The following is a 25,165-nucleotide window of genomic DNA, read 5'->3' on the forward strand; positions in this document are numbered from 1 at the left end:
GTTTGAACATGAAAGGTTTTCGTAAGGAATTGTGTTTCAATGTTCCTTCAACCAGGGGTTTGGTGAATGCCATGAACAGCGCTGCAAGCATCTTCATCAACGACGATGAGAGCGTAGTGGCAAGTACCAAAGGAAACCTGGATTTTGGTACATGGGAGCAACTATTCTACTACGAGTTCGATGGGAAGAGGAGCAAGCACATGCTGGTAAAGATCATCGGGGAATGAAAGGTATCATTCATTCTCCTTTTTAGGTCAGGATTCTGAGCATACCCTGACGCAAAAGGCAATTAATCTTTCCTTGCCTTTTGACGTATAGTGCTCTATCACTTCAGCATTAAAAAAATGCTACTTTTCTTCTTGATTGGGAGGTATATTCGTCGGATTGATCAAATGGGAAGGCTTTAGCTGTACTAACTGCTCGTCGGTCATCTCAGGAATATCGGAGAAATCGATTCCCTCCATTCCTCTGGTATCATCATCTTGTTTCTTCATACTCATACTACGCCTTCTTTTCCTTGGGAGAGGCCTCCCTTTTGATATAATCCAGATAGTCTCACAATGCTACGAAAGATACATAGTGAATATCTATGGTTCCCATTATTGTGGTAGTGATATCCAAAGGGAAACTACGCTTATGTGTACACCCATAAATCTTATACTAGAAAATACATAGCAAACATAGGAAACTTGTTTTTGTTTGAACTACTTGTCAGCAACATAATACACCATACTCACTATATCCTCATAGCTACCATCATCCTTGGCAAACCCTCCCCTAATCGTTCCCAGCCTTTCAAAGCCGAGCTTTTCATAGAGAGCAAGTGCCCGGGTATTGCTGGCAACCACCGCGTTGAACTGGAGCATGCGAAAATTATACTTGGATAGCTGTTTCAGGGAGTCCTCAACCAAGGCCCTTCCAATGCCTTTGCCTTGGTATTTGGCTTTCACTGCATAGGAGGCGTTGGCAATATGACCGACTCTTCCAACATTGTTTGGGTGCAAAATGTATAAGCCTACAAGCTCATCCTTCTCTTGGGCTACCGCTGTATAGCTTTGCCCGCCAAAGAAACCAGAAGCCGAAGTGCTGTCAAGCTTCTCTTTTTGGGGGAATGCGTTGCCTTCTTGGACCACCTCATTCCAAATCTCAACCATGCTTTGGATGTCTGCTTGTGTGTATGCTCTGATCGTCATGGCATAAGTGTAGCACAAACCGGCTTGCCTTGCTTTCCGTCTTTGCGGTACTCTTGCAAAGCGAGGAAAAAGCGATAATGAACCAGATAACCATCTTTGTAACACCAACTCTGCTAAAGGGGCAAAGCGATGCAGCAGCATCGTTGCTTCAGCTTGCCAAAAGCGGAGTTGTAAAGCTTGCATACCCGATGGGTTCTGAGGCCGATGCCAAAACTTTGTGCAAAACGCATCCGTATCTCTCATCCTGCCTCCAAGCAACCGAACAAACCCTCTTTGACCGTATTACCGATAAAGAAAGCACTTTCTTGCTCGATGTAGGAATTAAACTCTCCTTCTATTGCCCGCTTGAGATAGCAACTTCCTCAGTCCTTACCTTGTTTTTCCATACCCTTTCTGATGCTGTTCAATACATCGAATCCTATCCGATACCCAGTATTCAGTTGCCCAAACTCATCAAGGAACAGGCAGCACTACTCGCACAAGGCAAGTTGGTCGCCTTCCCCACCGAAACCGTCTATGGCCTTGGTGCCGATGCACTGAATGAAGAAGCAGTGAAAAGCATATTTGCAGCCAAGCAACGACCATTCTTCGACCCGCTTATCGTGCATATTGCCAAATTGGAACAACTAGAGGGTTTGGTTGTCGATCTCGACCCCAGAGCCAGGCTCCTGATGGATCACTTCTGGCCCGGTCCCTTGACCTTGGTCCTGAAAAAGCATCCCTCGGTACCTGCCATCGTCACGGCCAACAGCCAGACGGTTGCCATCCGCATGCCTTCCAATCCATTGGCTTTGAACCTGATACAAGCAAGTGGTAAAGCCATCGCAGCCCCCAGTGCAAACCGTTTCGGCTACACCAGCCCCACTACGGCTACCCATGTGAAAGAGCAGCTGGGGGAGCGTATCGATGCAATCCTGGATGGCGGTGCCTGTACGGTAGGAATCGAGTCAACAGTCCTTTCTCTTTGTACCGAGATTCCCACCATACTCAGACCGGGTAAAATTGGCATTGAAGAACTCAAACCTTTGCTCGGTGAGGTGATTGTTACCAAACAAGTAGGACCGACGGATACACATTTGGAAAGCCCGGGCTTATTGGAAAGCCATTACGCTCCTACCACCCCGCTGTATTTGGTCGACGATGTTACCCTGTATAAAGACCAAAGCGATGTCGGAGTCCTTCTGTTTGAAAAACAGAAAGTCCCATTTAAGGGACCGGTTGTCTATGTCAGTGAGACAGAGAATGCAGAAGAAGCGGCAAGCCGCCTCTATTGGGCGATTCGCCACCTCGATACCATGCACCTACGCTGTATGGTAGGTAGTCTGCTGCCCGAAGTCGGCATCGGAGTTGCCATCAACAACCGACTCAGGAAAGCTTCAGCAAAACACTGAACATCAGCGGTTGAGAACCTCGGCAAAGGCTTTGATGGCATCCTCTCTGATGTGATGCACATCCTCGTCTCCCTTGCTCATCATTTTGATCATTTTTCTGGCAACCCAGCCCATTTTGGAAAACAGGAACTCTCCACCGAAGTAATCCATCACCACGGCTTTCTCACGCAGTGCCTGGCTGTAACATTGCTTTAGCTGCTTGATCGCCCCTTCTCCCTCTTCCATCATACACAGAAACAGCCCAAGTTTTTTTGTCAGCAGAACCTGCTCATTTGCTGAGCAGAACTTCCTGAGTTTTGTGCTGGCTCTTCCTGCGTACACCGCACCACCAAGCACTACCGTATCGTAGTCATCAAGATTGACTGTCCTCTTTTGTTTGAGATTCTGCAGGTCTGCACCTTCATTAAGCAGTTTCTGAAGCATTGTGGCGCAGGTTTGGGTTGTACCATATTTGGTTGCATAGATAATCAGTGTTTTTGGCATCTGTTCCTCCAACACTCCTATCATAGCATGCAGGTGCAGAGTGAAAAAGATTGACACAGATAAAAAGAGGAGAACGCTTTTGCGTTCTCCCCTCCTGTTGCTATGCGGTAGTGATTACCACCTGCCGCCCTGGCCTCTTGCACCCTGGCGCATCTGGTTGCCAGTCTGGTTGGCACGGTTGGCAGTCTGTCTGGCGGCAGCTTCTGCCCTGCGTGCATCGATGAGAGCCTGCATCTCTTCAGGAATCTCTCCGTCCTCCAGGATGCAATCCTGAAGCATCTGTCTCTGTTGCACTGCCATCTGATTAGCTGCTCCCATCTGAGCGGGACGAGCCTGTGCTGCCATACCCTGCATAGGACGACTCTGTACTGCTGCACCTCTTGCACCCATCTGCATCGGGACTGCAAATGCGATCGCTGCTACTACCACCAGAATGATTGCTACCATTACGAAACGTTTCTTGTTCATTGTTGACCTCCAGTCAATCTGTTTGTTGTTCTTGACTCTATAGTCGCATCCCAATATCCAGTCTGTTTCAACGGTAGGTAAAGATTAGGTAAAGCGAACCGTAAAAATAGTAGTTTTATTGCTTTTTACATCGATCGACCAGCCATGTGCCTGGACAATCGCTCGCACGATGGAAAGCCCAAGCCCCGATCCATCGCTTCTTCGTCCGGCTTCTCCCCGACTCAAACGATCGAACACATAGGGAATATAGGACTTTTCGATGGTTCCTTCATTCTCGATGCTCAGACTTTCAGCCTTTGTTGTTGCATCGGGGGTAACATTCACGCGTATTATGCTTTTTTCTTTTCCATAGCGGATGGCATTGCTTACTAGGTTCTCCAAAGCCCGCGTGAAAAGTTGTGTATCGGCACTCAGTACTGCATCCCCTGATGAGAGAACTATCTGCATGTCATGCTTGGCAGCCTGTGCTTCGAATCGTTGTATGAACGTAGTAAGAAATGCGTGCAGATTGATTTCACTCGTATGCACCTTTACATCCGGGGACTCAAGCTTGGTGAGCAAGGAAAGACTGTTGATCAAGGACTCCAGTCGCACTGTTTCGTGTTGCAGCAGATGAAGGCGCTCATCGTTAAAAGGCAATACCTTGTCCTCAACCGCTTCCAATTGGCCTTTGAGAACCGATACAGGAGTTCTAAGGTCATGAGCGATATCCTCCGCCCATTGGCGGCGCAGCTGCTCTTCGTTCTTCAAGGTATCCTGCAAGGTTTGTGCAGCATTTGCAATAATCGAAAACTCCACAATATGTTCGCTTCGCAACTCTACCGAGCGCTGTCCCCCGGCCATACTATCCAATGCCTGGGCGAGCATTTTGCTCTGACGTTTCAACGGCTTGAGGAACAAAAACGCCAAGAGCGTTGAAACAGCGAGTGCGATCAACAAAGCCCAGATGAGAATGCGTTCCGCTGCTGCAAGCAGGGAAGCATTTCCTTCCATTTCAGAGAACGTCGGCAGGTGTACAGCATACCGATAGACCAGTTCAGCCGAGCTTGACTTCACTTCCTGCCAGTTCAAGTTTTCAGTCAAACCAAGTTGCATTCCTCTGCCCCTGCCCGCTCCCCGTTCAGCCTTACGATAGGAGTACAACAGTTGACCCTGGCTGTCGCTGACATACAAATAGGTGGGAGTATAGGGCAGGGAATTGAAAAGGATCGAGGCAATTTCCGCTGTTACAGGTTGCTCTGACTGCAGCAGTTGACTGACGATGTAGGCGTTCAGGGAGGCTTCTTCCTTCGCATGCCAGGAAGCTTGTGCCGCATCGAGGCCGAACGAAAGAAACAACGAGAGAACAAGCGCAAAAATCAGGAGGCTCAAAACCACCAACGCTAGATTCAGTGCGGCAAGGGAGAAAGGTTTACGCATCCTATTGCTCCCTCTTTGTCCCACTGAAGGAGTAGCCGAATCCTCGCACGGTCTGGATCCACTCAGTCTCCCCCAACTTCGAGCGCAAGTTCTTCATATGGGTATTGATGGTCCGGTCGCTTCCGTCGTGGGTATAGCCCAGACATTGCCCAAGAAGGCGCTCGCGTTTGATCAACAGCGGCGCATTGCTTGCAAGGTAGGAAAGGAGCTTCCACTCCAGAGCCGTCAGGGACACCGGTTGGGTATCGACCAGCACTTCATGCTTCTTCTCATCGAGGGTCAGCGTATGCCCTTCTTTTTCCCAAGTGAGGGATGACTGTTTTGGCTCTCCTGACTGTTCCACCCTTCTGAGGATGGCTTGGACTCGAAGAACCAATTCCTTTGGGGAAAAAGGCTTTACAATATAGTCTTCCCCTCCGAGCTCAAGGCCGGTTATCCTATCGCTTTCCGATTCACGCGCGGTAAGAAACAAGAACGGTAGGCTCGGATCGAGGTGGTGGATCTGCTTGGCAAGTTCGAAACCGTTTCCATCACCGAGCATGACATCCAAAATGCACAGACGCGGGTGCTTGAAGGCAAGGCTTTCCACTACGCCGTGCACGCCTTCAAATTCAATAGCGGCAAAATCGGCCAATTCGAGATAGGCCTTGATGATTTGCCTAATGGATGGGTTGTCCTCTACTACATATATCATAGGTCGATGGTAGCTCGCCCGGCTTGGCAACTCAAGTGATGGACCAAAATCTTTATCTATTCTCCACCGATCAGAGGGCGGTCCACCCGCCGTCGACCAATAACAGGGTACCCGTCACCATGTCTGCACCATCGCTTGCAAGATAGAGAACAGCCGACGCGACGTCCTCGATGGTGGCTACCCTGCCGCGGGGGATTTTCGCGAGTACCGAACCAAGAAATACTGGATCGTCCAAGCGCTTGGCGGTTCCCGGGGTATACACGAAAGTAGGCCCTACGGCATTGACGGTGACCCCCCTGCCCGACCACTCGACGGCCAGGGTCTTGGTCAACATATTCAGGCCGCCCTTGGATGCACAATACACAGCCTCATGGGGGATTGCCACCACCGAGGCTTGGCTGGAAATGTTTACGATCCGGCCTTTGCCTTGTTTGAGCATCCGCCTTCCTGCTTCCTGGCAACAGAAGAAAGTTCCCTTGAGATTGAGATCCATCATCCAATCCCAGTCCTCTTCGGTAATATCCTCGGCAGGAATGGGATTGCCCATACCTGCATTGTTCACCAATACATCGATACAGCCGAGTTCTGCCTCAATACGAGCAAAGCAGGAACGAATCGAGTCCACCCGCCTGAGGTCCAAGGCAAAGGTGTACGCCTTTCCCCCTTCCCCGACAATGGTCTCTTTCACTTCCTGCAATGCTTCAACATCTCGCGCAGCAAGAGCCACCGTGGCCCCTTCGGATGCAATTATGCGGGCCAGGCCTCTTCCGATACCCTTACTTGCACCCGTAACAACAACCAGTTTCCCCTGTAGGTGTGCACCAAATTTTTGCGTATCCATACTAGCCTCCACATAGCTACGCTACGATGGATACCGGCATTTTGCAAGCTACAGATAGGGTTCAATACGCCTGAGAGCTCCCTCTATTCTCAGTTTTGCCCCGTCATCCAGCTCTTTGAACGGCTTTCTACACGGGCCTGAAGGAACACCCAGATAGGTCATGCAATACTTGACCGCTGAGAAAATCCCCTCCTTGACCACCGCTTCAATGAAGTTGTTGAGCATATGCTGTTTCTGCTGAGCACCGCTTATGTTGGAGCCAAGAAAATCTTCACGGATGGAAGCAAAAAGTTTAGGACAGACATTGACTGTCGTCCCGATGGTGCTCTGTGCCCCGGCGGCAAGACTGTAGAGGAAAATCTCATCAAACCCATTGAACAGAATTTTCTTGGGGAAAGCCTGCCCAAGGCGTTCAAGGTCATAGAGGTTCATGGAGGTATGCTTGACGCCGATGATTTTGACGCTCTGCATGACCGAACTCTCCTTGGAAAAGGAAATCCCGGTAAATTGGGGAATGTTGTACACAATAACCCCAAGGTCCACCGCATTCACTACATCCAAATAGTAGTTCTCCACCTCTTTCTGTGAATAGTGGTAGTAGATGGGAGGAATGAGGGAGACAGCTTTTGCTCCTACTTTCTGTGCATGCACCGAGAGCTGAATCGCCTCCCGAGTCCCTAATGAACCGGTATGCACATAGAAAGGAACCTTGTTTTTGCACACCTCGCTGACCAGCGATGCTATCAGCATTCGTTCTTCTACACTGAGGAGCAAGCCTTCACCTGATGAACCACAGCAGTAAAAACCTTCACTGCCGTGTTCAATCTCATACATAACCAGGTTCTGGAGTGCATTCTCATCGATGCTCCGATCCTCTCTCATCGGTGTAATGAGCGCCGATACTACTGCAGGCGTCCTGTCTACCATGCTGTCCATCCCCCGTCGACCACCAGATTCGAACCGGTCATATACGTCGAAGCATCACTTGCCAAAAAGACCACGGCACCGTTGAACTCATCAGCTTTCGCCATTCTACCCATCGGCATGCGCGCATGGTAATTCTTATGGAAGTGTTCGTCCTGGGTTTCACGCCAGACTCCTGAGGGAGTAAGGGTATTAACCCGGATTCCCTGCTTGGCCCAATAGGTTGCACAGTAGCGGGTCAGATTGTAGATGCCACTTTTTGCAGCACTATAGGCAACAGGCTTGATGAAGGGAACACCAGTCATTTCCTTCTTGTAGGCATAAATGTCCTGTACCGGGCTAAGCATGCCGTAAATGGAACCAACTTGTATGATCGACCCGCCCTTCGAAGCCTTAATCAACCTTGCACCGAAAGCTTGGGTCATCAAAAAGGTACCTACAAGGTTGGTCTCGACCACTTCACGGAAGACTTCCTCGGGAAAGGTCTCAAATGGCCCTGAAACCTCAGGAGGAGCACTGGGCTGGGTGTCGATACCTGCATTGTTGATCAGAACATCGGCAACACCCCAGGTAGACTCTACGGTATCGAGGGCTTGGTTGATGGATTCCTTATTGGTGATATCGGCTTGCGTCAACAGCAGGTTTGCATGCGATGCATACTCTTTCGTTAAAGCCTTCTCAGCCTTCTGCGCATTGGCAGAGCGGGAAAATACGGCGACTTTCGCATCGCGGCGAAGAAATTCCTTCACGAACTCGGCACCGATCTGGCCAAGGCCGCCGGTTATTACCACAATTTTTCCTGAAACATCGAACAATCTATCTTTCATAGTGTTTCCTTCAATATATTGACATTAGGCTTGCAAGAGTTTGGTAGGAAGCCACGTTACTACTTCCGGAATATACGTACACATAAACAAAACAATTACCAAGGGAATGATGAACGGCAGAATTGCCTTGTACATCTTATTCAATGAAACTTTTGAAACATCCCCGATAATGAACAGGCAGACGCCAAACGGAGGGGTGACCTGGCCGATCATCAGGTTCAGAATCATCACTACCCCGAAATGCACCAGATCGATCTGCAATGCTTTGACGATGGGAAGCAGAACCGGCAGCATCAAGGTTAGGATTGCACCCGGCTCCATGAACATTCCCAGAACCAACAACAGAATGTTGATCACCAGCAATATCAAATTGGGATTGTCGCTGATGCCCAGAATAAAGTCCGCCATCTGGGCGGAAACGCCTTCTTTTATCAGTACATAGCTGAACAGCATTGATGTACCGATGATGAACAGCGTATTGGCACTGGTAATGGCACTTTCAAGCAGGCACTGCTTGAAGGTTTTCCAATCCAAGGTGCGGTACACAAACAATGCAATAACCAGAGCATATCCGACAGCAACGCTGGATGCTTCGGTTGGCGTGAACAAACCGAACACAAAGCCGCTGAGAATAATCAGAGGGGTGATGATAGACAATACAGAAGCAAAGAATTGTTTGATGAGCAACCGCATATTGAACGCAGTCCGTTCATACTTACGCCTAACGGCAAAGATAAACACTAAGACCATTAAAGCAACAGCCATCAAAAGACCGGGAACCACGCCTCCCATGAAGAGCTGGGAAACACTGACCGAAGCAACTGATCCATAAATGATGAGGGGAATGGATGGGGGGAAAATGGGACCAATGACCGAAGAGGCTGCCGTAATGCCTGCAGAAAATTCCTCGTCGTATCCGTTGGTCGTCATGGCTTGCATTTCGATGGTCCCCAAGCCACCGGCGTCAGCGGCAGCACTGCCCGACATACCGGCAAAAATGAGGCTGGCAACAACATTTGCATGACCAAGACCGCCGGGAATCCATCCTACCAGACGCTTGGCGAAGTCAAAAATATTTTCGGTAATCTTTCCGGCATTCATCAGATTGCCCGCAAGAATGAACAAGGGAATGGCTATCAACAAGAAGGAGTCGATGCCGCTGACCATTTTCTGACCGATGACCATCAAGGGATACCCCAAATTCAGACACCCAAGGATGGCACTGGCACCGATGGAGATGCTGATAGGCACACCGATCAACAACAAAACAACAAAACTTCCAAAAAAGAGAATCATCGGCTCCTCTCCCCTCTTGCCTTTTCAACAAGCTCGTAGATTGATTTAATGCAGAGAAAACTCCCTGTAATCGCCATCGGGACATACTGCCAAAGTTTGGCAAACTTGGGCATGGAGGAGTAGTATTCGGTGCTCACATAAGGATACAAGCCAAAAAATGCGATGACCATAATCGTCCCAAGGGCTGCTGCCACCATTTTATGAATAACCCAGAGCACTGTTTTCAAGGTGCCTTTTGTCCTGACATAGAACATGTCCAAGCTTATCATCCTCTGTTTGTCATAGAGCACGATAACACCCAAAAAGGCCATCCACAGGAACATGAAACCTGCCATCTCGGTCATTCCTCGAAAGGATTTTCCCAATATGTTACGCAGTACCAGTTCATTGAGCATGAGAAGCACAATGCCTGCCACCAAGCACATAAGGAGTACCGAGACCAGGCGGACGAAGAGATCCAGGAGTTTTTTTACTAATTGCATGTACCACCTTCCCAAACTGTACAAACAGAAGGGCGGAGGAAACCGCCCTTCTTCAGACTCTATACCTTACTTTGCGAGAATTGCATCTACGATTTTTTGGTCATACCAAGCTTCAGAGGCATACTGCTTGTAATAGGCAGATCCCCCGAGCTTGTTCTTGAAGCTCTGGATATCGGGATTTTCGATGAACTGCACGCCTGCTTTCTTCAGCGTCTCGGTTGCAGTTACGTTGTCTTCCTCGATTGTGTCGAAGGAGTACTTTGCTGCTGCAATTGCCTGTTCCTTGAGTATCTTCTGCTGGTCGGCAGTAAGCTTATCCCAAGACTTCTGGTTCATGGCCATCGTGCAACCCATCCACATGTAGTTGATGAAGCTGTAGTGTTTGATATCGTCGTAGGTTGCATTGGCTACCAGGTGGTAGGTTGCGTTGTCCTGGGCTTCAGCGGTTCCATTGGCAAGGGCGATGGCAAGCTCATTGAGTGCGAGTGCTACGGGTGTTGATCCCAAGGCACCCCAGACATCGAGGTACATCTTGCTGGTCGGAACGCGAATCTTCAGTCCCTTTACATCATCAACGTTCTTTACAGGGCGGTTGGTGGTTGCAACATGACGCATGCCATTGTCGCCTTCGGAGAGGTATACAAGCCCGGCTTTGGGAAGGTCGGCGAAAATCTGCTCGCCGATTGCACTGTTGACAATCTCATACGCTTCCTGAGCTGAATCAAAAAGGAACGGCAGGTCAAGGATTTTTGCTTTGTCGTAGAAACTGGTAAATCCGCTTGTTCCTGCAAAAATTACGTCAATGGTTCCCATTCTGGTCGACTGCAGGGCCTCGGCATCGTTGCCAAGCTCACCGCTGTGATGGGCGACCATCTTTATGGTGCCATTCGAAGCTGCTTCCACCAATTCCTTGTACTTGAGAATGGTTTTCGTAGGTACAGAGTTTACGTTGCCAGGGGAGTATACGGTTAACGTTACGCTCTCTGCCTGTGCGCTTGCTTCTTTGCCGCCTTGGGCAAAGGCCAATGAGAGACCGAGCATCAGTACGGCCATGACGAGCAACATTCGTTTCATAATAAGAACCTCCAAAGGATTTGTAGGATGCCGGATTGTCAGACAATCCATGCGTTACATACTGAGTTTACCACGAATACCCTGGTTGTCAACCGTAAATTTCCTAACAATTCTTTGACTATGCCCCATTTTCGTGCTAGTCTGTTGTCAGACAAACATTATGAAAGAAATAAAACGCATATCCGTGACCACCCAAGTGATAGACTCGATCCGCGAGTCAATTCTTCAGGGAACCTACCCCGTAGGTTCAAAACTCCCTCCAGAGGTAAAGCTCTGTGAAATGCTCTCGGTGAGTCGTTCCACCGTCCGTGAAGCGATGCGCTCACTACAAGCAGAAGGGTATGTCGAATTGATCTCCGGCAAAGGCGCTTTTGTCAAGGACAACCAAGGACACGACTATGATGCCATTCGTTCGTGGTTCATCGAAGTCGCTCCCACCCTCAAGGATACCACCGAGGTCCGCGAAGCGTTGGAAACGCTGCAGGTACGCATGGCCATCAAGCGTGGAAGCGATGAGGAGTTGGTTATTCTGCAGCAAATTCACCAGCAATTCATCGAAGAGAACAAGGTCAGCAATGTAACCGCCCTAGCCGAGCTCGATGAACAGTTTCATACCCAAATCTGTCACATGGCGCATAACCCATTGCTTTTGAAAATTAACCAATTGATGGCCATGGAACTCAAGCGTTATCGACTCATGTCCATTTCGGTGAAAACCAGCTCAGACAATACCATTCGCGAACATGAGTTGATAATCAACGCCATTGAGGAGCGGGACAATCAGAAGGCTGCAGCGTACATGCTCGCACACTTAGGCAGCTCGCTTGCTGATATAAACAAGGTTCTTGAAGGCCAGAAGTAAGAACATTGTTGACATCCCTTCGCTTTCCCAGCATAGTCGGCTGTAAGGGAACGGGAGATACTGTCATGCAACCAAAAAAACCATCCATCTATACAGGGGACAAGACGGTGAAAACTTTCTTGGCCACTATTTTGTTTTCCGGTCTTGCCTACGGCTTTTATCGGGGGATTCAGGACAACTACTTGGCGGAAATTGTCAAGATTTCTGAATTCGAACGCGGTATTGTGGAATTCTTTCGGGAAATTCCCGGCCTCATGCTCGTCTTCATCCTTGCTTGGATGTATCGCCTCAGTGAAACCAAGGTTTTCAAGATCGGTACAGCCATCATGCTTGGAGGCGTCCTCGGTCTTTTGCTGCTGGGATCGAGCAAAGTGGTCGTCATTCTTTTTATGGTGGTTTTCAGTACCGGTGAACATATTGTCATGCCTATCAAGAGTTCAATGTCCCTCGCCTTTGCCAAGAGCGACAAGGGAGGAGCGAGCTTGGGCGTGACTTCCAGCATCAGCCACGGGGGCAACATCATCGGCTATATGCTGGTTTCCCTGCTCTTTGTCGTGCTCGCAAGCCTGGGGTATGCACGCGACTCACTCTTGGGCTTCCGCATTGTCTTCCTCATTGCGGCCATCCTGCTGCTTCTCTCCACCATGATAGCGCTGTCCATGAAGGACAAAGGAAAGCAGGTAAAACGCTCACGCCTGTACTTCAACAAAAAGTATACCAAGTTTTACATGCTGGAAATATTCTATGGAGCCCGCAAGCAAATCTTCCTCACCTTCGCCCCCTATGCGCTCATTCTCTTTTATGGTGCCGACACTTCGGTCATCGCCCTACTACTGGCCATTTGCGCAGTCTTTGGCATGCTTCTCAGCCCGGTAATAGGGATGCTGGTGGACAAGCTGGGGTATAAGAAAATCATGGTTGCCGATACCCTGATTCTTGTTGTCGTCTGCTTCTTCTACGGATATGCACATCGTCTCTTTCCGATGCATATCGCCTTTATCGTGGTCTGTATCAATTTTGTTCTGGACTCAATCATCAGTTTGGCAAGCATGGCAACCAACGTCTATGTCCGTGACCTTAGCTCCAGTCGCGAAGAGCTGACAGCCACTCTGACAACGGGAATATCGGTCAATCACCTGATCAGCGTCCTGATTGCATTGCTGGGCGGCTACATCTGGAAAACCTTGGGCATTGAAGTATTGTTTACCATGTCTGCAATCCTGGGAGTGATCAACTCCCTCTTTGCTGCAACAATCAAAAAACCGGAGCAGAGAACGCTATATTAAGCACATATGCGAGAAGAAAGGCCATGCAAAAGTGCACATAGCTTATGGAGGCAAACCTCATGTGAACAGACTTGTGCTCTGCATCCAACCCTTCCCGTTTGACTTTCGCTAGTGCAATGCAAAAGAGAGCGAGCGAAGGAACGAGGCAGAGGGCAAGTGTCACAGGATAGAATCCAAGAACGACCAAGGCATAACTCAGTACATAGGCAGCCAGGCCCTCCCCTGCAATAAGGGTGAAGGCCTTTCTTTTCCCTACTACAATGGAAAGCGTCTTACGTCCACTTGCCGTATCACCAACCAAATCGCATCCATTGTTTACCGAAAGGATCATGGCGATGAGCAAGTAAAACGGCAAGGTGACCACGACGTGCAAACGAGTGAGGGTGACGTCCTGTACAAACACCGTGATGAGAAAAAGCACGGTTCCCAAAAAGAGGCCGGCAAACAATTCTCCAAACGGTGTTCGTGAAATGGGATACGGTCCTGCTGTGTAGAAAAAACCGACAAGCATGCACGCCCCCCCTACAAAAATTAGGTACCAACTGGTAAGCCATGCAAGATAGAGGCCAAGCAGGGCGGCAAAGCCGAAAAGAAGCAGGGAGACCAGCAAAGCAGAGAATGCGCTGACGTCTTGATGGACGAGTACTTTATCCTCTTCCTTGGTATAGATGGCGTTGTCGGTTCCCCTCCAATAATCAAAAAAGGTATTGAAACCGGTTGTTCCCATATCGACAAGGAGCGTGGCAAGGCCCATGACCAACCATGTCAGGATATTCAATGAACCTCTCACTGAAAGTGCATAGATGCTTGCACACAAGAACGTTCCCATGCTGATAATTTTTGTGCGCATCTCCACAATGTGCATGAATTGCTTTCGCGTCATAGCGCTATAGTACCGAAAAACGGGTGGTTTTACCACTGTCTAGTCTTTTTGGCTTGATTTTCCTTATTACTTGCCAATATTCTTAGTATTGCATATTGATGCAACCTCTATGCATCTTTATAATCATTACTTTAAGAGTAAGGATTCCATTTTATAAGTCGCAGGACTTTCTTCCCTGCAATCATACAAACAGGAGAGAATGATATGAATACAAAAAGAATTGTCCTTGTAGCACTTTTGGCTCTGCTTCTGGCTGTCAATATATTTGCAGCTGGTCAGGCTGAGACCACAAAGACTGAAGGATTGGACCGCAGCAAGCACTTCATTACCGTGGCAACCGGTCCTACCAGTGGGCTGTACTATCCGATCGGTGGAGCTTTTTCATCGGTATTTCAAAATAAGCTTGGCTATAAATCCTCAGCTCAGGCAACCGGTGCCTCGGCTGAAAATATCACCCTGATCTTGGAAAAGCGTGCTGAAATGGCTATCGCCATGAGTGATGCTGTCGCCCAGGCATACCAAGGCTTCGGTGCCTATGAAGGCAAGCAGCCCGCCAGTGAGCTCAGAGCTCTGTTGGGACTCTACCCCAACTATGTACAGCTGGTCACCACCAGCCGCACCGGCATCACAAAGTTCACTGACCTGAAAGGCAAGCGCGTCGGCGTCGGAGCTCCCAACAGTGGTGTAGAACTCAACGCAAGAATGATGTATGAAGCCCACGGCATGACCTATGCCGATAGCAAGGTAGACTACCTCAACTACGGTGAGGCCATTGCCCAGTTGAAAAACAACCTGGTCGATGCAGTATTCGTAACCAGCGGCATTCCCAATGCAACCATTATGGAACTGGGTACCAGCAGCCAAATCGTTCTCATTCCCATCGAAGGGGAAGGTCTTGCGAACCTGAAGGCAAAGTATCCGTTCTTTGTTGAGGCTACGATTCCTGCCGATGTATATGACACCAAAGGTGATGTCGTCACCGCCACGGTTCGCAACATCATGATCGTCAATGCAAGTCTCGATGAAGAAGTTGCCTACGATTTGACCAAGGGAGTTTTCGAGAATATCGGCGACATCCAGGCTTCGCATGCAACCGCAAAGCAACACATTACGCTGGAAAACAGCCACCTTGGTGTTGATATTCCCTTCCATGAAGGGGCCAAGCGCTACTACAGCGAAGTAGGTATGTAAATTAGTCGATGAAGAGCAGAACACGGTTTATAGTACTTGTTGTCCTCATCCTCGTGATGGGGACACTGCTCTTCTTTCTTCTCGCATCGGGACCTGGACTGCAGCTTGTCCTCAGTGACCAAGAAACAGGAAAGGTCCTCTTTTCCCTTCCTGTACAAGAGGGTGACACCCTAACCTTTCATTGGATACACTCGTTCGAACATATCCCTTGGATCGAAGAGTACACCATTGAAAAAGATGGTACATTTGCGCTAGACACCATTTCTGTTGCCGGCTTCGGCGCAGGAATACCTGAAAACAAGGGAGTGGTATCCATCGAGAATGGTATGATCGTCATGCGTCAGATCGACCAGAGCTTCGATGCGATTCGATGGATACATTCACAAACAGCCCTTGTTTCCATTACACTTGGACTCACTACATTCATTGCCGGCAAGGACGTACAACATCACCTTCCGGTAGTACTCTCTATCAAAGGAACGAGAACATTATGGCCAAGATACATCTTGATGAACTGAATCCCCATATGAAAGCAAAGCAGGAAGAACTGCTGGGCAAATTTGAGAAAGAGTCAAAGACCAGGACCTTCGACCACGTACTTTTGGTGAAGATGGTCTATTATTTGACTATCGGCATCGCCTTGTACCACTTCATCACCTCCTTCATTGGATACCCCGCCACCCACCTGCACCGTTCACTCCATGTGGCTATGATGTTGTTCATGACCTTTTTCCTCTACCCATTCAGCAAAAAGTCACCACGCAAGACCATCCCATGGTACGACATCCTCTTTGCACTGCTTGCAGTATCTGTAGCAGTTTATGTATGGGTCGATTACATCAACTTTATCAATCGCATGGGCAGTCCCAATACCATGGATGTGGTGATGGGCACCATTCTTATCGTACTCGTATTGGAAGCAAGCAGGAGAATCTCGGGCTGGCCGTTGGTAATTCTCAGCCTCATCTTCCTGCTCTATGGATTGGTCGGCCGCAATCTTCCCGGCATTCTTATGCATCGCGGTTATACTTGGAGAGCATTGGTCAATCATATCTTCATCAATACTGAAGGCATTTACGGTACCTCCGTCGATGTTGCGGCCTCCTACATTTTCTTGTTCATCATGTTCGGGACTGTCATGAACAAGTGCGGCATGGGCAGATTTTTCAATGACCTTGCTCTTGCCTTTGCCGGTAGTTCCAAGGGAGGACCGGCAAAAGTCGCAGTCATTGCAAGCGGTTTCCTCGGATCGATCAACGGCAGTGCGGTAGCAAATGTGGTAACCACGGGAACCTTTACCATTCCCCTGATGAAGAAAACCGGATACAGCAAGGAATTTGCCGGAGCCGTTGAATCGTCGGCCTCGGTAGGTGGACAGCTGTTGCCGCCCATCATGGGGGCTGCTGCCTTCATCATGGCAGAAATGCTCGGTGTCAAATATGGTGTCATTGTGATCAGTGCCACCATCCCGGCCCTCCTCTATTATTTGGGAATCCTGGTGCAAGTACAACTGAGGGCTTCCAAGAAGAACCTTCAAGGCATTCCCAAAGAGGACCTTCCCAAAGTAGGCGAAGTCATGCGCGAACGCGGGCATTTGCTTATTCCCATAGCATTTTTGCTGTATATGTTGCTGTTCAGCGGAGCAACGGTCATATTCAGTGCCTTTTGGGCAATCGTTGCCACCATTGTTGTCAGTATGACACGTAAATCCACTCGAATGACCTTCACCCAAATCCTTGATGCTTTCAGCGAAGGAACAAGGGCGGTTGTATCGGTGGCTGTAGCTTGTGCAGTTGTCGGCATCATCATCGGCGTGGTAAGCCTTACCGGATTCGGCCTGAATATGGCAAACGCCATTATCCAGTTGGGACAGTCCAACCTGATGCTCACCCTGATTCTTACCATGGTAACCTGCATGATTCTGGGCATGGGACTTCCTTCCATCCCCGCATACCTGATCACCGCCACCATGGCAGCCCCTGCCTTGGTGAAATTGGGAATCCCTCCGATCGCCGCCCATATGTTCGTCTTCTATTTTGCTATGTTTGCAAATATTACCCCACCGGTGGCACTTGCTTCTTTTGCAGCTGCGGGTCTGAGCGGTGGCGACCCTATGAAAACGGGCTTGCAATCAGTCAAGCTGTCACTTGCCGGTTTCATCGTCCCCTACATGTTCATCTACAACACAGCCTTGCTGCTCATCGATACTACGCCCTTGGTAGCAATTCGGGTGTCCATCACGGCAATCATCGGGGTTTGCATGATCGGAATGGCGACCGAGGGATATCTGTTTACCACCATGAACACGCTTCTGAGGATTCTGGCCTTCGTCGGATCGCTACTTTTGATCACTGCCAATGTTGTACAGGATGCAATCGGTTTGGCATTCCTGGTACTTATAGTGCTCTATCAGCGGCATCTAGCCAACAAGACCAAACAGAGCTCCGAGCCTTTAGTGTAACTACCTCAGCGCTCCTTTTCAGGAGCGCAAATGAGAGATGTTTCTGTTTGAATTCTTGTTACGCTTCCAACATCCAAATGGCGGAGTGTCCTTTGTTATCACCTCTGCAAGGTGGGAAGCGTTTGCCCTCTTCCATGGAAACCTTGCGTTCGGGATGTTCACTGCAGTGGTATTGTCCGCTGACTTCGCACGGGGCACCGGTCTGGGTGGAGACTCGTTCAGTGTCCTGCTGCTCTGCTTCTTGTGCCTTACGAATAGGCTCTGGGTCCTCTTGTGGTTTCTTCCCGAGCAGCATCCATTGGCTGATAATGGCAATGGCGCAGACCAAAACAACCAGAATACTGGCTATCGCCTTGAAGGTCGGGTTTGGAATTGCGATAAGAATCAAGACAATAATGAGAGCCATAACTACCAAATACACCAAAGTAGTCTTCTGTACGCGTTCTTTCTCGGGATGTGTATTCATACCTTCTCCTACCAAAGTTTGTGCCCCAGGAGGGAAGAAATTATCACTTCAACTATGTGTAGCATACAGCATAGTATTCCGATTCTCAATCTTTTTTCATGCACTATCTGTATATAGCCGACAGGAAATTGGCGATGTTAGAAAATTCACTGGCATATTACCAATACAGAGTATTAATAGCCCTCTATTATATTGACATCAATATTATTTACCTCTATACTTAAATCATCAATCAGGAGGACCTATGAAACGCATACTCATCACCACTGCCTTGCTTCTTTGCTTTATCTCATTCTCACTTCCCGCCTTCTCATTCACCCCCTTTTTAGAAACAGAACAGGGAACCATCGGCCTGGTTTACCATACCTATCAAAATGGAACAGCAGGAACTAACTTTGACTTCATCAAACAAGGTGGACAGACCAACCTCTACCCCTTCAGCAGGTACACCGTTGGCGCAACCATCCAGGAGAACCACCGTCTGTGGTTTACCTACCAGCCGCTGGAACTCAACACCGCTGTGCGATTTGCTGATAACGTCACTATTGGAGGAGTTACATTTAATGGTGGTACTCCCATGGAACTTACCTACAGCTTCCCCTTCTACCGAATGACCTATACTTATGACCTGTTAAGCAAAAATGATAATGCATACCTAGGTGTAGGACTTGCCTTGCAGATCAGAAATGCTTCCATACAGTTCAAGCAAATCGATGGCGCTTCTGGTCAACTTTATGTCAGTCAGAACGTCGGCTTGGTACCTGCACTTGCGATCTATAGTGAGTACGTGTTCCCCTTCGGTCTGACCCTGAGTGCAGACATTGCAGGCTCCTATGCAGATTCTGCCATTATCAACGGCGCTGATTTCGAGTTTGCGGGATCGATCCTTGATGCTTCTCTGAGAATGAGCTATTTGGTCAGTGAAAACTACTCCTTATTTGCCAACGCCCGATTCTTTGGTGGAACAGCCGAGGGTATCAGCGAAAACATCGGCGATAATTGGACAGAAAACGTATTGCCGTACACCAAGAACAATATTGCATCGCTTACCTTCTCAACGGGTCTACACTGGCAGATGTAATCGTTTCAGGATGATGAAAGGCGCGAGAGATGCTTCTCTTGCGCTTTTTTTGTGTCCAACTGACGTTTTTTATAGGCAAATACTCGACTATTGTGTAGGATAAGAACAGGCGGACACTTGCATGCAACCTGTAGTGATAGTAAACATTTTTAGTATGTTTCCTCTGCTCTTTACCATCTATCTGGCGAAACGGCATCTCTCAGGTTCCCGACAGAATTGGTACTATATTTTTGCATCGGTCATTACCATCATCTTACTTTTCTTGGAAATCGTAGGAAGCCTCATCAGCAGAACGCAAACAAACTTTGCCTTGATCATCCACTATCTCAGCTACTCCTTGGGATACGCACTCACTCCGGCAGTACCTATGGTGATTCTCTTCTATCTCGGATGCTCTACCTGGCCTTTGGCAAAAAAGAACGTATTGTTTATTCCGATGGGACTCAACGTATTACTGTCCATCCTCTCGATGCAAAGTGGTTGGTACTTTACCATTCTCGCAGACAATACGTATCAGCGAGGCCCCTATTTTTGGCTTGTTACTGCCTTTTCGGCATATTATTATGTCTGGATACTGCTCAGACTCCTGCAAATCAGGAAAGAACGAATTGTCCCTTCGAAGTTCCTCATGGGTTTTGTCTATCTCTTGCCCATCATCTCAACGGCCTTTCAGATGGCAACCCGCGATGAAATCTTCGTCTTCAGTACGGTGGGAATCTCACTGTTGCTCTACTATCTCATTGTTCAGGAAGCGCAGTTTGACTACGATGTCCAGACAAAAGTACGCAACAGGGAAGCCTTTGAGCAGGAATTGCTTTCGAAGCAGCATCTTGAACAAGATTATGCTCTGTTTATGTTCGATGTGAATAATCTAAAACAAACAAATGATATCTGGGGTCATCAGGAAGGGGACAGCCTCTTATACTCGGTTGCCCAAATCATAGCCAAGAGCTTTGAGCCTGAAGCAAAGGTATTTCGCATCGGAGGCGACGAGTTTTGCGCCATCCTCCCTCTAGCAAAGAAACCAGACCCTGCTTCGTACCAACAAAGAGTTCTTGCGTCCATTGCAACTGCCAACGAGAGCAGAGTACACCCTATCCGTATTGCGTCCGGGTTTTCGCTGAGCAGCAAGGATGCGGGCATCTCACTGAGAAAAGCCTTCATCCATGCTGACGAGCAGATGTATCGAAATAAAAACGAGCTGAAACGAATACTACGTGAGCAATCCTGACAGATGCATTCTCATATACAGAAATTCCAACTCCCGAAGCGTTCCTAACACGGTGAACGCTGCCTGCATTCCATCGAGTTCCTTCTGACGAACGAGGGAGGAGTCGGAAAGGCCTGCAGCAAAACGAATCTGTTCGGTCTGTAAAAGGATCTGCTTGTTCTCATACTCCTTGAGCTGCAATATCAGGTTCATCCGATACGTGGACAGGTCCTGCTGGAGGGCCCTGACCTCTGAGGATGCCTTATCGTAAGCTTGTTCCACCTTTGCCTTGGCAGCATACAGTGCCTGTTGTGCACTACTCTGCTGCAAATCCGACGATCGACGGAAGAGATCGGTTGCACTGAAACTGATCGAGAAGGAAAGTATAGGTTTCGAATCGGAGAACATGCTGGCAAACGATTCGAAAAAGGACGTGTTATTTGAGGGAATATAGAACGGTGAGATCTGAAACGAGAGTTGGACCTGGGGAGCATCGGACAGAGCATAAAAGCCGCTATCCAAGGTTGCTGAGCGCAGTTCACCTACTGCCTGGGTATATTCAGCATTCTCCATCAGATATCTGGTGAGCAGTACATCGCGATTATTTGCCTGTTGTACAAGGGAAGCGAGACTGAAGGAAGAAAGTGTGAGCTCGGAAGGTAGGGCTTCACCCCAAGTCAATGCAAGAGTCTCTTCGAGTTCCGCTATTTCATATCCCAAGTTTTGGTAGGCGGATACATTCTGATAATACGATAGCAACCTGTTCTCAAATGCTTGGGCACTGATAAGGCCTTGCTTCAGGTCTTCTTCAGCCTTCTGAACCAAATCATAGGCGAGACTGGTCCTTTCAGCGATGAGGTAGCGGTTCTCCAATAGGTTCTGTCGAAGTATAAGCAGCTGCAGATTCTGCAGAACCATCGCCGAAGAGAGCGCCTTCAGGGAAATTTGGGAGGATTCAAGGGCAAGCAGCTGCTTCTCAAGCTGTTTGGATTGGTAGGCTGTGTCCAGTATCTTCTCTCCTGTCCACAACGGCTGGGAAACGGAGAGCGAAACTGAAGGAGTTTGCGTCCATGCAGAGGTGGAAAGACTTTCAAACGTTGAGCTTTGCTTTACACTCAGATTCACAACCCCTCCGGTTGGCAGATTCTGCGTAAGGGTCGATCCAACTGAGAAATTGTGCTTCTGCGTTCTTGTTGTCCCCGGTCCTGATGGTATAGTCGTGTCGCTATACGAATACGGAGTTGCCGTGATGCCAATCTTGGGTTTCCTGTTCTCCTGGGCAAAATCCAATTGTGCTTGTTGGATGGCTACAACCGAAGCAAGTCGCTTTGCATCGAGGCTGGTTTGCTGTACCAATTGCTGCAAGGTTGGAGAAAGGGAGAACAGTGAAGGACCTTGGGTTGGAGACCACTCCGAAAGAAAGTCCTGAAGTTTCTTCTCTTCAAACTCAGGAAGAGCCAAAGAAGGCACCCCTTGAGTGGACAAATCAGGATACGCTGCCAAAAGAGGCAGACAGACAAGACTTAGTATAAGAATGCTAAGGAATTTAGTTTTCATGCAGCGCTCCTTCTTGTACGGTCGTAGAGAACACCGTAGAGCAACGGGATGACCAGCAAGGCACTGAGGGTTGAGAAAATAAGGCCCACCATGATGGTGCTTGCCATAGGTGACCATACCACCGAATAGCCTCCGATGCCGATGGCAGTAGGGAGCAAACCGGCAATGGTAGTCAGACTGGTAAGCAGAATCGGCCGGATTCTGGTGACTGCAGACTCGAAGATTGCTTCCTTCACCGTTTTCCCCTCTGCCCGTAATTCGTTGATGAAACTGATCAAGACGATTGCATCGTTGACCGCTACCCCTGCAAGGGCAACAGCACTATAAATGACCGTGGTTGAAAGCGGCGTGCCTGACACAAACAAATACAGCACAACCCCGATGAAAGCGAAGGGAACGGAAAGGAGAATCAAGAACGGTTGGCTGTAGCTGTTGAACTGCGCTCCGAGGATAAGGTACATCAAGAAAATTCCCAGGACGAAGACCCTAAGAATATCAATCAGAAGGTTGGAGAAGTCTGCGAACTCACCGCCGACTACCAAGTCGACACCACTAAAGCGCTCATCGAGTTGGGTATCCCAAAGTTGGCGGATCTGCTCATTGACGGCCTTTTGATCGATATCACCCAGCGCATCGGCTGTGATGGTAATCTCTCGCTTGCCTTCAACCCGGCGAATGGAACCGATTGAATTATCCAGTTTGAGGGTTGCCACGCTGGAGATGGGAACCAATCGGCCATCGTCGGTGGGGATAAGAATCTGTTCAAGGTCCTCGAATCGATCAGTCGACTTGGAAGCAAACTGAACGATGATGTCGATTTCCTCATTCTCCAAGAAAAAAGTACCTACCGTAATGCCATCGAATCGGGAGCGTAAGTAACTGGCTATGGTAGAAACGCCAATACCCAGTCGGCTTGCTTGATCCTGATTCACTTCAATACGAAGCACAGGATTACCCGGAACAAAGTCACTCTGAACATTGGAGACATTCTCAATTCCTGCAAGCGTATTGGAAAGTGTTGCTGCTGCATTGATGATGGGCTGATAGGAGTCTCCGGAGAGCCTGAAACTGAAATCGGATGAGGTGGGAGGTCCTGTCTGAGCCTTGGTGAAGAGCACTTGTTCTGAGCCACTGAGATAGTAGGTTTCTTTCTTCAGCTCTTCAATGATTTCTTCAATGCCACGCTCTCTTCCTTGATCTTTTTCTGCTAGGTCAACCGTAATTTGGGCCTGTGTTGTTGTTTGGGAATTTCCCGACCCCCCAATATTGCTGCTGATTGAAAGAATTTCGCCTTTCCCTACTTTGCTCAGCAACACATCCTCATACGTCTGTACGATGCGGTTGGTTTGGTCCAGGGTGGAACCAAGAGGCGTGGTGATCTCAATATTGAAGTAACTGTAATCCTCGGCACTGAATAAATCCTGCTTAAGGGTTCCCACCAAGGAGAATACTCCAAGGGTGATCAGAAGAGTTAGGATCAGGTATAAACCTTTGCGTTTGTACACCACTTCCAATACCCTACGGTACCGCCCTATGAAGGCATCAAAACGACTTGTCTTTTGCTTTTGCCCGCTCTTTTTCTCCCTAGGACCCCATTCTGCATAGTGTGAAGGAAGAAAGAACAAAGCTTCAAACGTACTGACAACCAAGGCGATGGTTACCGTCAGGGGGATGACTCTCAAAAACTTACCAATGGTACCGGGAATAATCATAAGCGGTAAAAATGCTGCAACGGTTGTACCGGTTGCTGCAATAATGGGCCAAATAACTTGGTTTACCCCTAAAATAGCGGCATCGTGGCGCTTCATTCCCAAGCTCTGCAGCCTGTAGGAGTTTTCAATAATGACAATACCGTGGTCGACGATCAAACCAAGAACAAGCACCAGACCAAAGAGTGTATTGGTGTTGATGGTCTCCCCCAACAAATCCAGAACCAGGAACGTCAGGGCAAACGTAACGGGAATACCCAAAGCGGTGACGAGGGAGTTTCTCACCCCGATGAACAAACTGAGAATAAGAACGAGCAGGACCAATCCCATAAGAGCATTGGAAGAAAGCACCGAGAGGCTTGAGGCGATCTGGACGGTTGAATCGTTGAACAGCGTAAGAGTCGCCCCGCTTTGCTGTTGCTGTTCTTCAACGATTGTACGAACCATATCAACAATGGCGACTGAGTTGCCCTTCACCACCTTGGTTACCCGAAGGCTTACAGAAGGACTGCCGTTGAATCGATTGAAGGGAGTATCCTTCTCAAAGCCATCAATGACCTGGGCGACATCGCTGACTCTGATGATACCCTCACCTTGGTTCGAGCGCCGCACGATGACGCTGTTGATATCAGCAACCTCACGAATGGAGCCCAGGGTCCTCAACAGGTATTCCCGACTTTGTGTCGTTAAATTTCCACTGGGTACCGATCGATTTTGCTCGGAGATGGAGCGGACAACCTCGTTTACACTCAAGCCAAGGGAAGCCAACATGACTGGATCCATCTGAACTTGGATTTGGCGCTCGGGCAGTCCAATAATCTCTACATCAGCGACATCACCGACCTTCAATATTTCATTCTGTAACGAGAGAGCCTGTTCCCGTAAATCCTGATACGGAAGGTTTCCACTGATAATTACTTCAATTACGGGCAAAAAGTCAGACGAAGAGAAGTCATCCAGGATTGCCGGCAGGGTTCCATCAGGCAAGGTTACTTGACTGAACCGTGTTTGAGCATCCTGAAACAAGGATTTGAAGAGTTGGTCATCGATGCCGTCGTCGAATTCAACGCGCACGACAGAAAGGCCTTCACTGGTAGTGGAGCTTATCTGCTTAAGCCTGTCCATCCCTTGGAATGCATTCTCTACCGGAATGGTGACTGATGCTTCCATGTCCTCAGATGCAACCCCTGGATACGGTACAATGACATTGACCCAGTAAAAAGGAACCTCGGCAAACTGTTCCTGGGGTAGACTAATCAAGGAGAAAAGCCCAAGAGCCAATACCGTGACCATGAGAATATTGATAAGTACCGGCTTGGTTACGGAGAACCTGCCTATGGTAAAGCGATTTGTGTTTTCGTCCATAC

The 25,165-nt window shown here is 48.6% G+C and carries 25 protein-coding genes; 9 read left to right on the plus strand and 16 right to left on the minus strand.

The genetic code is table 11. The annotated features are described in order from the left end of the window. Positions 1 to 8 precede the first annotated feature (8 nt). Positions 9 to 227, plus strand: coding sequence for a YjbQ family protein (locus SPIBUDDY_RS08125; protein WP_013607270.1), 219 nt, complete (start codon positions 9 to 11; stop codon positions 225 to 227). A 120-nt stretch (positions 228 to 347) separates the two neighbouring features. Here the strand turns inward: SPIBUDDY_RS08125 and SPIBUDDY_RS16165 are convergent, their stop codons facing one another. Both SPIBUDDY_RS16165 and SPIBUDDY_RS08130 read right to left on the minus strand, forming a co-directional pair. Further along, the gene (locus SPIBUDDY_RS16165) at positions 348 to 494 is read right to left on the minus strand and encodes a hypothetical protein (RefSeq protein WP_155816083.1); all 147 of its coding nucleotides are present in this window, start codon (positions 492 to 494) and stop codon (positions 348 to 350) included. Between the two features lie 210 nt (positions 495 to 704). Then, on the minus strand, positions 705 to 1,193 hold the full coding sequence (locus SPIBUDDY_RS08130) for a GNAT family N-acetyltransferase (protein WP_013607272.1): 489 nt from the start codon (positions 1,191 to 1,193) through the stop codon (positions 705 to 707). Between the two features lie 77 nt (positions 1,194 to 1,270). Here SPIBUDDY_RS08130 and SPIBUDDY_RS08135 point away from each other — a divergent pair, with 77 nt between their 5' ends. Beyond that, positions 1,271 to 2,584 carry an L-threonylcarbamoyladenylate synthase gene (locus tag SPIBUDDY_RS08135; RefSeq protein ID WP_013607273.1) on the plus strand — a complete coding sequence of 438 codons (1,314 nt, stop codon included), beginning with the start codon at positions 1,271 to 1,273 and terminating at the stop codon, positions 2,582 to 2,584. 3 nt (positions 2,585 to 2,587) lie between these two features. On the opposite strand, the gene SPIBUDDY_RS08140 is transcribed toward SPIBUDDY_RS08135, so the two are convergent. From SPIBUDDY_RS08140 to SPIBUDDY_RS08185, 10 genes are all read right to left on the minus strand, one after another. Next, complete coding sequence (locus tag SPIBUDDY_RS08140) at positions 2,588 to 3,067, minus strand: flavodoxin domain-containing protein (RefSeq protein ID WP_013607274.1); 480 nt, start codon at positions 3,065 to 3,067, stop codon at positions 2,588 to 2,590. Positions 3,068 to 3,181: 114 nt separating this feature from the next. Further along, a complete protein-coding gene (locus SPIBUDDY_RS08145) occupies positions 3,182 to 3,535 on the minus strand; it encodes a hypothetical protein (protein ID WP_013607275.1) in 354 nt (117 codons plus the stop codon). A gap of 84 nt (positions 3,536 to 3,619) precedes the next feature. Continuing rightward, positions 3,620 to 4,954: a sensor histidine kinase gene (locus SPIBUDDY_RS08150; RefSeq protein WP_013607276.1), complete on the minus strand. Its 1,335-nt coding sequence runs from the start codon at positions 4,952 to 4,954 to the stop codon at positions 3,620 to 3,622. Position 4,955: 1 nt separating this feature from the next. Beyond that, positions 4,956 to 5,648 carry a response regulator transcription factor gene (locus SPIBUDDY_RS08155; RefSeq protein ID WP_013607277.1) on the minus strand — a complete coding sequence of 231 codons (693 nt, stop codon included), beginning with the start codon at positions 5,646 to 5,648 and terminating at the stop codon, positions 4,956 to 4,958. 70 nt (positions 5,649 to 5,718) lie between these two features. Further along, positions 5,719 to 6,489 carry an SDR family NAD(P)-dependent oxidoreductase gene (locus tag SPIBUDDY_RS08160; RefSeq protein WP_013607278.1) on the minus strand — a complete coding sequence of 257 codons (771 nt, stop codon included), beginning with the start codon at positions 6,487 to 6,489 and terminating at the stop codon, positions 5,719 to 5,721. A gap of 48 nt (positions 6,490 to 6,537) precedes the next feature. Continuing rightward, entirely contained in the window at positions 6,538 to 7,416 is an 879-nt protein-coding gene (locus tag SPIBUDDY_RS08165; RefSeq protein WP_041380664.1) for a dihydrodipicolinate synthase family protein, read from the minus strand. Then, entirely contained in the window at positions 7,410 to 8,240 is an 831-nt protein-coding gene (locus SPIBUDDY_RS08170) for an SDR family oxidoreductase (protein WP_013607280.1), read from the minus strand. The genes SPIBUDDY_RS08165 and SPIBUDDY_RS08170 overlap by 7 nt, the downstream gene beginning before the upstream one ends. Positions 8,241 to 8,264: 24 nt before the next feature. After that, positions 8,265 to 9,536 carry a TRAP transporter large permease gene (locus tag SPIBUDDY_RS08175; RefSeq protein ID WP_013607281.1) on the minus strand — a complete coding sequence of 424 codons (1,272 nt, stop codon included), beginning with the start codon at positions 9,534 to 9,536 and terminating at the stop codon, positions 8,265 to 8,267. After that, positions 9,533 to 10,018: a TRAP transporter small permease gene (locus SPIBUDDY_RS08180; RefSeq protein ID WP_013607282.1), complete on the minus strand. Its 486-nt coding sequence runs from the start codon at positions 10,016 to 10,018 to the stop codon at positions 9,533 to 9,535. The genes SPIBUDDY_RS08175 and SPIBUDDY_RS08180 overlap by 4 nt, the downstream gene beginning before the upstream one ends. Before the next feature lie 66 nt (positions 10,019 to 10,084). Then, a complete protein-coding gene (locus tag SPIBUDDY_RS08185; protein WP_013607283.1) occupies positions 10,085 to 11,092 on the minus strand; it encodes a TRAP transporter substrate-binding protein in 1,008 nt (335 codons plus the stop codon). A gap of 160 nt (positions 11,093 to 11,252) precedes the next feature. Between SPIBUDDY_RS08185 and SPIBUDDY_RS08190 the strand changes: the two genes are divergently transcribed. Both SPIBUDDY_RS08190 and SPIBUDDY_RS08195 read left to right on the plus strand, forming a co-directional pair. Beyond that, positions 11,253 to 11,954 (plus strand): FadR/GntR family transcriptional regulator, encoded by a 702-nt coding sequence (locus SPIBUDDY_RS08190; protein WP_013607284.1) that lies wholly within the window; start codon positions 11,253 to 11,255, stop codon positions 11,952 to 11,954. A gap of 65 nt (positions 11,955 to 12,019) precedes the next feature. Continuing rightward, the gene (locus SPIBUDDY_RS08195) at positions 12,020 to 13,240 is read left to right on the plus strand and encodes an MFS transporter (RefSeq protein WP_013607285.1); all 1,221 of its coding nucleotides are present in this window, start codon (positions 12,020 to 12,022) and stop codon (positions 13,238 to 13,240) included. Here the strand turns inward: SPIBUDDY_RS08195 and SPIBUDDY_RS08200 are convergent. Next, the gene (locus tag SPIBUDDY_RS08200; protein WP_013607286.1) at positions 13,209 to 14,123 is read right to left on the minus strand and encodes a prenyltransferase; all 915 of its coding nucleotides are present in this window, start codon (positions 14,121 to 14,123) and stop codon (positions 13,209 to 13,211) included. The genes SPIBUDDY_RS08195 and SPIBUDDY_RS08200 overlap by 32 nt on opposite strands. Before the next feature lie 204 nt (positions 14,124 to 14,327). Here SPIBUDDY_RS08200 and SPIBUDDY_RS08205 point away from each other — a divergent pair, with 204 nt between their 5' ends. The 3 genes from SPIBUDDY_RS08205 to SPIBUDDY_RS08215 are packed head-to-tail and all read left to right on the plus strand — an operon-like array spanning position 14,328 to position 17,775. Further along, the gene (locus SPIBUDDY_RS08205) at positions 14,328 to 15,314 is read left to right on the plus strand and encodes a TAXI family TRAP transporter solute-binding subunit (protein ID WP_013607287.1); all 987 of its coding nucleotides are present in this window, start codon (positions 14,328 to 14,330) and stop codon (positions 15,312 to 15,314) included. A gap of 8 nt (positions 15,315 to 15,322) precedes the next feature. Next, positions 15,323 to 15,832 carry a DUF1850 domain-containing protein gene (locus SPIBUDDY_RS08210; protein ID WP_013607288.1) on the plus strand — a complete coding sequence of 170 codons (510 nt, stop codon included), beginning with the start codon at positions 15,323 to 15,325 and terminating at the stop codon, positions 15,830 to 15,832. After that, entirely contained in the window at positions 15,805 to 17,775 is a 1,971-nt protein-coding gene (locus SPIBUDDY_RS08215; RefSeq protein WP_013607289.1) for a TRAP transporter permease, read from the plus strand. Before SPIBUDDY_RS08210 ends, SPIBUDDY_RS08215 begins: the two co-directional genes overlap by 28 nt. 58 nt (positions 17,776 to 17,833) lie before the next feature. Here the strand turns inward: SPIBUDDY_RS08215 and SPIBUDDY_RS08220 are convergent, their stop codons facing one another. After that, positions 17,834 to 18,241, minus strand: coding sequence for a hypothetical protein (locus SPIBUDDY_RS08220; RefSeq protein WP_013607290.1), 408 nt, complete (start codon positions 18,239 to 18,241; stop codon positions 17,834 to 17,836). A gap of 244 nt (positions 18,242 to 18,485) precedes the next feature. Here SPIBUDDY_RS08220 and SPIBUDDY_RS08225 point away from each other — a divergent pair, with 244 nt between their 5' ends. Then, the gene (locus SPIBUDDY_RS08225) at positions 18,486 to 19,322 is read left to right on the plus strand and encodes a hypothetical protein (protein ID WP_013607291.1); all 837 of its coding nucleotides are present in this window, start codon (positions 18,486 to 18,488) and stop codon (positions 19,320 to 19,322) included. 121 nt (positions 19,323 to 19,443) lie between these two features. Beyond that, entirely contained in the window at positions 19,444 to 20,553 is a 1,110-nt protein-coding gene (locus SPIBUDDY_RS08230) for a GGDEF domain-containing protein (protein ID WP_013607292.1), read from the plus strand. Here the strand turns inward: SPIBUDDY_RS08230 and SPIBUDDY_RS08235 are convergent. Together SPIBUDDY_RS08235 and SPIBUDDY_RS08240 are read right to left on the minus strand one after the other, a co-directional pair. Next, positions 20,536 to 22,089 (minus strand): TolC family protein, encoded by a 1,554-nt coding sequence (locus tag SPIBUDDY_RS08235; RefSeq protein WP_013607293.1) that lies wholly within the window; start codon positions 22,087 to 22,089, stop codon positions 20,536 to 20,538. The two genes, SPIBUDDY_RS08230 and SPIBUDDY_RS08235, sit on opposite strands and share 18 nt — an antisense overlap. Continuing rightward, the gene (locus SPIBUDDY_RS08240; protein WP_013607294.1) at positions 22,086 to 25,163 is read right to left on the minus strand and encodes an efflux RND transporter permease subunit; all 3,078 of its coding nucleotides are present in this window, start codon (positions 25,161 to 25,163) and stop codon (positions 22,086 to 22,088) included. The genes SPIBUDDY_RS08235 and SPIBUDDY_RS08240 overlap by 4 nt, the downstream gene beginning before the upstream one ends. Positions 25,164 to 25,165: the final 2 nt, after the last annotated feature.

The sequence above is a fragment of the Sphaerochaeta globosa str. Buddy genome (assembly GCF_000190435.1).
Taxonomy (GTDB): domain Bacteria; phylum Spirochaetota; class Spirochaetia; order Sphaerochaetales; family Sphaerochaetaceae; genus Sphaerochaeta; species Sphaerochaeta globosa.

What these genes read in the sequence shown, in the direction of transcription:
- SPIBUDDY_RS16165 (WP_155816083.1), bottom strand. Translation starts at nt 494, where the DNA reads ATGAAGAAACAAGATGATGATACCAGAGGAATGGAGGGAATCGATTTC.
- SPIBUDDY_RS08200 (WP_013607286.1), bottom strand. Translation starts at nt 14,123, where the DNA reads ATGACGCGAAAGCAATTCATGCACATTGTGGAGATGCGCACAAAAATT.
- SPIBUDDY_RS08165 (WP_041380664.1), bottom strand. Translation starts at nt 7,416, where the DNA reads ATGGTAGACAGGACGCCTGCAGTAGTATCGGCGCTCATTACACCGATG.
- SPIBUDDY_RS08145 (WP_013607275.1), bottom strand. Translation starts at nt 3,535, where the DNA reads ATGAACAAGAAACGTTTCGTAATGGTAGCAATCATTCTGGTGGTAGTA.
- SPIBUDDY_RS08190 (WP_013607284.1), top strand. Translation starts at nt 11,253, where the DNA reads ATGAAAGAAATAAAACGCATATCCGTGACCACCCAAGTGATAGACTCG.
- SPIBUDDY_RS08205 (WP_013607287.1), top strand. Translation starts at nt 14,328, where the DNA reads ATGAATACAAAAAGAATTGTCCTTGTAGCACTTTTGGCTCTGCTTCTG.
- SPIBUDDY_RS08215 (WP_013607289.1), top strand. Translation starts at nt 15,805, where the DNA reads ATGGCCAAGATACATCTTGATGAACTGAATCCCCATATGAAAGCAAAG.
- SPIBUDDY_RS08235 (WP_013607293.1), bottom strand. Translation starts at nt 22,089, where the DNA reads ATGAAAACTAAATTCCTTAGCATTCTTATACTAAGTCTTGTCTGTCTG.
- SPIBUDDY_RS08210 (WP_013607288.1), top strand. Translation starts at nt 15,323, where the DNA reads ATGAAGAGCAGAACACGGTTTATAGTACTTGTTGTCCTCATCCTCGTG.
- SPIBUDDY_RS08230 (WP_013607292.1), top strand. Translation starts at nt 19,444, where the DNA reads ATGCAACCTGTAGTGATAGTAAACATTTTTAGTATGTTTCCTCTGCTC.
- SPIBUDDY_RS08160 (WP_013607278.1), bottom strand. Translation starts at nt 6,489, where the DNA reads ATGGATACGCAAAAATTTGGTGCACACCTACAGGGGAAACTGGTTGTT.
- SPIBUDDY_RS08195 (WP_013607285.1), top strand. Translation starts at nt 12,020, where the DNA reads ATGCAACCAAAAAAACCATCCATCTATACAGGGGACAAGACGGTGAAA.
- SPIBUDDY_RS08125 (WP_013607270.1), top strand. Translation starts at nt 9, where the DNA reads ATGAAAGGTTTTCGTAAGGAATTGTGTTTCAATGTTCCTTCAACCAGG.
- SPIBUDDY_RS08180 (WP_013607282.1), bottom strand. Translation starts at nt 10,018, where the DNA reads ATGCAATTAGTAAAAAAACTCCTGGATCTCTTCGTCCGCCTGGTCTCG.
- SPIBUDDY_RS08155 (WP_013607277.1), bottom strand. Translation starts at nt 5,648, where the DNA reads ATGATATATGTAGTAGAGGACAACCCATCCATTAGGCAAATCATCAAG.
- SPIBUDDY_RS08150 (WP_013607276.1), bottom strand. Translation starts at nt 4,954, where the DNA reads ATGCGTAAACCTTTCTCCCTTGCCGCACTGAATCTAGCGTTGGTGGTT.
- SPIBUDDY_RS08225 (WP_013607291.1), top strand. Translation starts at nt 18,486, where the DNA reads ATGAAACGCATACTCATCACCACTGCCTTGCTTCTTTGCTTTATCTCA.
- SPIBUDDY_RS08240 (WP_013607294.1), bottom strand. Translation starts at nt 25,163, where the DNA reads ATGGACGAAAACACAAATCGCTTTACCATAGGCAGGTTCTCCGTAACC.
- SPIBUDDY_RS08135 (WP_013607273.1), top strand. Translation starts at nt 1,271, where the DNA reads ATGAACCAGATAACCATCTTTGTAACACCAACTCTGCTAAAGGGGCAA.
- SPIBUDDY_RS08170 (WP_013607280.1), bottom strand. Translation starts at nt 8,240, where the DNA reads ATGAAAGATAGATTGTTCGATGTTTCAGGAAAAATTGTGGTAATAACC.
- SPIBUDDY_RS08175 (WP_013607281.1), bottom strand. Translation starts at nt 9,536, where the DNA reads ATGATTCTCTTTTTTGGAAGTTTTGTTGTTTTGTTGTTGATCGGTGTG.
- SPIBUDDY_RS08185 (WP_013607283.1), bottom strand. Translation starts at nt 11,092, where the DNA reads ATGAAACGAATGTTGCTCGTCATGGCCGTACTGATGCTCGGTCTCTCA.
- SPIBUDDY_RS08140 (WP_013607274.1), bottom strand. Translation starts at nt 3,067, where the DNA reads ATGCCAAAAACACTGATTATCTATGCAACCAAATATGGTACAACCCAA.
- SPIBUDDY_RS08220 (WP_013607290.1), bottom strand. Translation starts at nt 18,241, where the DNA reads ATGAATACACATCCCGAGAAAGAACGCGTACAGAAGACTACTTTGGTG.
- SPIBUDDY_RS08130 (WP_013607272.1), bottom strand. Translation starts at nt 1,193, where the DNA reads ATGACGATCAGAGCATACACACAAGCAGACATCCAAAGCATGGTTGAG.